Consider the following 6,765-nt stretch of genomic DNA (forward strand, 5'->3'; position numbering starts at 1 on the left):
GCGAGACGGGCCGCGAACGTCGCTCGTAAGACTCGCTCCGTTGTGGTCGCCAGGGCGGTATGGTCCGGGCGCGCCCCACTGCGCGGCAGGCGAAGTTATCCGGTGCCGAAATTGTCTGGCGAAGGCCGGGGTATTGCGACAATACTGCGGCCATGCCCTCCTTCGCCGACTTCGATCGCCGCAACTATCGCACCGTTGACGTCGCCGCCGGGTACGACGGATGGGCACCGACGTATGAGCAGACCGTCATGGACGAGATGGATCTCGCACTGCTGAATCGGCTGCGGCGACCGGACTGGGGTGGGGTGCGACGCGCCGCGGATCTCGGCTGCGGGACCGGGCGGACCGGAACTTGGTTGCGAGAGCGGGGAATTCGCCATATCGATGGCGTCGACGTGAGTGCGGGCATGCTGGCGCGGGCACGCGAGCGCGGGGTGCACACCACACTCGCCCAGGCCGATGTGCGTGACACCGGATTGGCACGTGGCGCATACGATTTGGTGATCTCATCGCTGATCGACGAGCACCTGGACGAGCTGACGCCCTTCTACGCCGAAGCCTGGCGGCTGGCCGCACCCGGCGGCACCTGTGTCACGGTCAGCTATCACCCGCAGTTCATGATGGTGACCGGCATGCCGACGCACTACACACCCGCGTCCGGAGAGCCGGTTGCGATCAGCACGCATCTGCACTTGATCAGCGAGCAGGTGTCGGCGGCATCCGCGGCGGGCTGGGTGCTCACCGAGATGGCCGAGGCGCTGGTGGATGACGCATGGATCGCGGCCAAGCCGAAATGGGCGGAGCTGCGCGGACATCCGTTCACGCTGGCGCTGGTGTGGTCGCGCACGTAGTCAGTCGTAGAGTCCTTCGGCACGCCAGGTCTGATCGTTGTAAATGAGCAGCAGGACACGGACGTCAGCCGGTTCACCCGCGAGCTGCACCTGGATGCGGGCGGCGATTCCGGCGCAGAGGGTGGCGGATTCCGGGGTCCACCAGTGTTCGTCCACCGGCCACGGACCTGCCCAGCCCGCAAGGGGCCACTGCTTGCTGCCCCAACGCAGCAGGGCCGGGTCGGCGGTGAAGAGGCCGCGGTCGGTGACCTGCACGGGGGTTCCGTCGGCGGCCTCCAGCCGCACCACCGGACGGTTCACCAGGATCACCGCGGGTGCGGGGCGGGGCAGGCGGCCGGGCCACGGCAGGCCCGGATCGGCGGCCGGAATCGGCTCGTCACCGAGGGCGACCATGGTGATGCGTTCGGCGGGTCCGCGGCCGCCGCTGAGCACACCGACCCGGACCGCCTCGCCGCCGAGCAGACCCTGCACCCGGATCAGGGCGCGGCGGGCCCGCTCGTCCTCCTCCCCGACACCGCCCCACAGACCGAGCTGAAGTGCGCTCGCCGCGACGACTTCGACGGGTTCCAGGCGCAGCAGTGTGATCGGTGCGGTGGGACGGTCGCGGCGGGTGAGCCAGCCGTCCAGCTGCCAGCGCACCCGATCCGCGGTGCCCTCCGGAGTCAGCGGTTCGGCGCACCGCCAGATGCGCGAAAGTTGTTCGCCTGCCTCGGTTTCCGCGAGCACCGATAGTCGGGTGCAGGCCATCGAGGCATCGGACAGCGCCTCGTGCAACTGGGTGGCGAGCATGCGCCCCGCGAAGGCGGCGGCATCGACCCGATCGATCGGCGGCTCGCAGCGATACTGCACCGCCAGGTCCTTCGGCGGACGACGTGCGGACGGCGGACGTTCCGGCACGGCCCTGGCACAGCGATGCGCCAGCACGGCATCGGCGCCGAAGCGCGAGGTGACCTCGATCGGGGTCAGTGTGGCGAAATCGCCGATCCGCCGTAACCCCAAGCGATGCAGCAGATCCACCAGCTCGATGCGTTCCGGTGCGGACAGGCTCGGTTCGAGCGCGAGTTCGCGCACCGGCAGTGGCGCCAGGAATCGCGCACCGTCGCCGGGCGGCACGATCGCGGCGAAACGCGCGGCGATCACCGCCGTGGACAATTCGTCGGCAATACCGATCTGCGCCTCCACCCCCACCGCGGCGGCCGCGTCGACGAGCCGCTCGGCCGCGGCCTCCTCGGACCCGAAAAACCGGGCCGCACCCCGCGCACCGAGCACCAACAGCCCAGGGCGCAGCACCTCCACTCCCGGCACCGTCGCATCGATGGCCGCCACCACCGGCTCGAACAATCGCGCATCCCGATCCGGATCCACCTGCGCGACATACACATTCGGACACCGCGCCTGCGCCTCCCGCTTGGTCAGTCCGCGCCGCACCCCCTCGGCCCTGGCAATGGCCGAGCACTCCACCACCTTATTGGCGAACAGCACCGCCACCGGCCGCGTCGCAGGCACCCGCGCCACCGCCGCCGCCGTCACCGCCGACCAGTCCGGACACCACAGCGCCAGCACCCGCATCCCACCCACCCGACTCGGCCGGATCACCCCGGCACCCCGTGTAGCGACCGGGCACCCGCTGTCCGAAGTGCCCGGTCACAAGACAGGATGTCCGGACGAATCTCGCTGCCGAGCGGCGGCGCGGGTGCCACGAGATCCCGCGCATCGAGGCAGGGGCGGCCGACCCTGGCGTGCTCACCTGCACACGGCCCGCCCACCCGTGCATTGCGAAGGCGAATCATGAGGCTGCACAGTCCACCCTTGTTGCCGACCGGCGACGCGCCTTGGTCGGCAGCGCAGGTTTTCGTGTGACGGAGCTGCGGCGCGAAGTCCCGCGCTTCGAGGTAAGAGCGGTCGATCCTGGCGCGCTCGCCTCGGCACCGATGTGCACACGGCCTGTCCACCCGCGTATTGCGAAGGAGTATCAGGACGCTACACAGTCCAGACCTGGGGCCGACGTGACAGTCGGCCGTTATCTCCCGACCACCGTCAATGCGACAGTCGACCGTTACCCTCGGACCGCCGTTGCTTACAGCGGCGAGCGTCACTGCGCGCGGATCACGCCGACGCACCGCACGCACGGAACGTCACCTCACTTGCTTCGGCCTCGCCGCCGAGTCGAAAACCCGAAAACCCGCTTCGCGCAGCTGAGCATGGCATGACGGCCCGGCTCATGACGCCGCACCGCGCGCCTCGACGGTCACTTCATCGGCCGCGGCCACCGATTCCAGTGCCACCCATTCCACTCGACTCGCACTGGGGCGCAGTTCGATTCGGCCGTGGCAGGGTGGGCCCGCCTTGCCGCGGACCGCGACCTCGAGGCGGAGCGAGCGAAGGCGGCCACGCCCCGCGCCGAGGCCGCCGTACCCGGCGATGCGGGTGTCCACGCGCAGGGACGGATTGGGCCAGCGGCCGTCGGTGACCACCAGGGTGGCCCCTTTGCTGCGCGCGCGGGCGGCGATGACGCGGGTGCGGGACGGGGCGACAGCAGCGCCTGCGAGGCCGAGCACCACCAGATCGAGGCCGTCGAGCAACACGGCGGCCACCTCCACCGGATCCGGCCCGGGATCGGCGACCACGGCGAGGCGCTGCAATTGCGCACCCATCTCGACCGCGGCGAGCAGCCCGAGCCGGGGCACCCCGACCACCGCGGCATGTCCACCGCCCTCGGTCACCGCGGCGAGCAGCCCGGCCAGCAGCGAACTCGCACCCGAATAGGCCACCACCGACCCCTTGACCAGGCCGCCATCAGGCAACAGCTCCGCAAGGGCGGGCGGCACCGCGAGTGCTTCCCTGCGCAATTCGGCGGCGTGCGGAATCCGGTCGGCCGCCGCTTCCCCGCGCCCGGGTATCGCCGCCATCCGTCGGCGCAGCTCATCCAGTGTCGGTTTATCCCTCGGCGGCATCCCATCCCGCCGTCTCCCCGCCCCTGAATCCTCATCCGAACCCATCACAACCACCTACTTCCAACGATGGACCCGAGGCGAAGCGCGGCCCGAACCTCCACGATCAAAGATTCAGCACCGATCCAGCTATCGATCGATATCGAATATACGTTCGATACCCGCCCAGTAGAAACCCGCCCCCGATTTCCGTCAAGTACACGCGATCACTTCGTTGTTTTTGAGTTGAACTCAACTTAGGATCGGGAGTCATGAACGAGCAAGAATGGTCCGGCCGCGGCGCGACGGCACGCAGGCGACTGCTGGAGGCGGCGCATGCGGAGCTGAGCGAAACCGGCGAACTCGAGGTGGCCGCCGTCGCCCGCCGCGCCGGGGTCAGCGTCGGACTGCCCTATCGATACTTCGGCTCGCGCAGCGGACTGCTCACCGCCGTCATCACCGACTTCTACGACCGACTCGGCGAAACCGTCACCTATGCGGAATTCGCCGGAAAGGATTGGCGCGAGCGCGAACACGCGCGCGTGGTGGCTTGGGTGAACTTCCTTTACGACGATCCGCTCGCCCCCGTCGCGCTCGGACGATTCGGTGACGCCGAGGCCGCGGGCGTGGAACGGCAACGGCTGCAGCAGGCGGTCGAGGTCGGCATCCGAAATATGGCGCAGGGCCAGCGCCAGGGCATGGTGCCCGCGGACCGTGATCCGGAACTGCTCGTCGCGGCCGTCCTCGGTGGCGTGCACATGGCCGTTGCGGTGGCGCTCACCCGCAGTCCGCGCCCGGACCGTGCCGTCGTCGCCGATCAAGTATGGGAATTCGTGGCCGGCGCAACCGGCTCGGGGAAGGAAGAACAATGAGTAATGCACAACCAGAGGTCGAACGACTCGAGGACCTCGCAGGCGACCTGTCCCGAACCCATCGCACGGTCCACGAATTACGCGACGTCCCCGCCGCGCAGGTGGACGCCGATCTCGCCGCCCTCGATCGCGACGGCTACGTAATTCTCGAGGGCCTGCTCGACTCGGCGCAGTGCGCGGCACTTCGCGAAGAACTCCTGCCCTTACTCGGCCCGAATGGGCGAAATACGTTCGAGGGACACCGGACTCAGCGGCTCTACAGCGTGCTCGGCAAGACGCGCATGGTCGATCGGCTGGTCGACCATGCCCGCGTGCTCGCCCTATTGGATCGACTTCTGCTGCCTGGATATCTGCTGTCGCAGTTGCAAATCATCAATATCGCCCCGGGCGAAAATGCCCAACTCCTGCATCCCGACGACGGCTTCTATCCGGTGCCGCGACCACGAAAGGCATTGTCGGCGGCCACCGTCTGGGCGATCGACGAATTCACCGCCGAGAACGGCGCGACGATGCTGATCCCGGGCAGTCACCGCTGGCCGGACGGTCGGATACCGCAAGAGAACGACGTCCGCGTGCCCGGTGTCATGCCCGCCGGATCGTGCGTCTTCTTCCTCGGCACCCTCTGGCACGGCGGCGGCGCGAACCGCTCGGCGAGCCCGCGGTTGGCCGCCACCGCGCAGTACTGCGAGCCGTGGTTGCGCACCCAGGAGGCCTTCACGCTCTCGACCAGTCGCGATACGGTGCGCGCGGTCTCGCCCGAAATCCGGCGCATGCTCGGCTACAGCATTCACCCGCCCTTCATCGGCATGGTGGACGGAATGCACCCGGATCGCCTGCTGACGCAATAACCGGCACGGCGCGAATCAGGCCAGCTGGCCTCGTTTTCCGCTACCCTCGCACCGTGACCGAACGCGCTCGTCCCATTGTCGGCCCCGATTATCTGGTTGCCGGCCGCTACCGTCTGCAGTCGAAACTGGGCGGCGGCGGTATGGGCGCGGTATGGCTCGCACACGATCGTCTGCTCAACCGGGACGTCGCGATCAAACAGGTGCTCTCCACCGCCGGACTCCCGGAGGCGCAGGCCAACGAGATCCGCAACCAGATCATGCACGAGGGCCGGGTCGCGGCCAAGCTCTCGCACGAGCACGCCATTGCCGTCTACGACGTGGTGCTCGAGGCCGGCGAGCCGTGGCTGGTGATGGAACATCTGCCATCACGCAGTGTCGCAAGGGCATTGGCGCTGGTGAACGCACTGCCGCCGATCGAGGTGGCGCAGATCGGGGCACAGGTCGCCGATGCGTTGGCGGCCGCGCACGCCGCGGGCATCGTGCACCGCGATATCAAACCGGGCAATATCCTCGTCGCCGACCGCGGACCCGTCGTCGGCATGGCCAAGCTCAGCGACTTCGGCATCTCGCGTGGTGCGACCGACAACTCCGACGAACCGGACGGCGTGATCACTGGCACCCCCGCCTATCTCCCCCCGGAGGTGGCGCGCGGCGCGCAGCCGACCACGGCCAGCGATGTGTTCTCCCTCGGCGCCACGCTCTACACCGCGATCGAGGGGCAACCGCCGTTCGGTATGGACGACGACACCGACGCCGTGGTCTATCGCGCGGCCATGGCCCAGATCATCCCGCCCAGCCGCAGCGGCATGCTCACCAACGCGCTGCTGCACATGATGGAACCGGCCCCGCAGCGCAGGCCGACCATGGCCGAGGCACGTGACGAAATCCTCACCGCCGCATTCGGTCCCGGCACCGGTCCGTATATTCTCGGCGCTCCGGTGCGCACCGAGGACGGCACCATTCCGGCATGGGCGGCGCGCAATTCGGCATCGGGGCTGCGCAGTCCGCACTCGACTCCGCTGCCGCGCCCGCATCGCGGCAACCCGTCGGGTCCAGCGGCCGCCGCACCCCAGCGCCCGAAGGCGAAGTCGAAGTCGAAGGAAGCGAGCAATGCCCCGCTCGCCATCGCCATCGGCCTGCTGATCGGCCTGATCCTCATCATCGCCGTCATCATCGCGATGATGTGATCGCTGCGACCGGAATCTGCTGCGCCACAGCTTCTTAGTTGCCGCGCGACTTCAGCCGCGCACACGAACCAGCACGC

Annotated in this window: 6 protein-coding genes; 4 read left to right on the forward strand and 2 right to left on the reverse strand. The window is 68.7% G+C overall.

Annotated features, from left to right (window positions below; genetic code table 11):
* Window positions 1-152 precede the first annotated feature (152 nt).
* Complete coding sequence (locus tag NP3_RS07095) at window positions 153-851, forward strand: class I SAM-dependent DNA methyltransferase (protein WP_063038995.1); 699 nt, start codon at window positions 153-155, stop codon at window positions 849-851.
* Here the strand turns inward: NP3_RS07095 and NP3_RS07100 are convergent, their stop codons facing one another.
* Both NP3_RS07100 and imuA' read right to left on the reverse strand, forming a co-directional pair.
* Window positions 852-2,420, reverse strand: a complete 1,569-nt coding sequence (locus NP3_RS07100) for a DNA polymerase Y family protein (RefSeq protein ID WP_063038997.1) — start codon at window positions 2,418-2,420, stop codon at window positions 852-854. It abuts the gene before it with no gap.
* A 650-nt stretch (window positions 2,421-3,070) separates the two neighbouring features.
* Window positions 3,071-3,805, reverse strand: a complete 735-nt coding sequence (gene imuA', locus NP3_RS07105; protein ID WP_084508293.1) for a DnaE2-dependent mutagenesis accessory factor ImuA' — start codon at window positions 3,803-3,805, stop codon at window positions 3,071-3,073.
* A 248-nt stretch (window positions 3,806-4,053) separates the two neighbouring features.
* On the opposite strand from imuA', the gene NP3_RS07110 reads away from it, so the two are divergent.
* Genes NP3_RS07110 through NP3_RS07120 form a run of 3 tightly spaced genes read left to right on the forward strand, consistent with a single transcriptional unit; the run spans window position 4,054 to window position 6,688 of the window.
* Entirely contained in the window at window positions 4,054-4,653 is a 600-nt protein-coding gene (locus tag NP3_RS07110; RefSeq protein ID WP_063039001.1) for a TetR/AcrR family transcriptional regulator, read from the forward strand.
* Window positions 4,650-5,501: a phytanoyl-CoA dioxygenase family protein gene (locus NP3_RS07115; protein ID WP_063039004.1), complete on the forward strand. Its 852-nt coding sequence runs from the start codon at window positions 4,650-4,652 to the stop codon at window positions 5,499-5,501. The genes NP3_RS07110 and NP3_RS07115 overlap by 4 nt, the downstream gene beginning before the upstream one ends.
* A gap of 53 nt (window positions 5,502-5,554) precedes the next feature.
* Entirely contained in the window at window positions 5,555-6,688 is a 1,134-nt protein-coding gene (locus NP3_RS07120; RefSeq protein ID WP_063039007.1) for a serine/threonine-protein kinase, read from the forward strand.
* The last annotated feature ends 77 nt before the right edge of the window (window positions 6,689-6,765 follow it).

The sequence above is a fragment of the Nocardia pseudovaccinii NBRC 100343 genome, assembly GCF_001613225.1.
Taxonomy (GTDB): domain Bacteria; phylum Actinomycetota; class Actinomycetes; order Mycobacteriales; family Mycobacteriaceae; genus Nocardia; species Nocardia pseudovaccinii.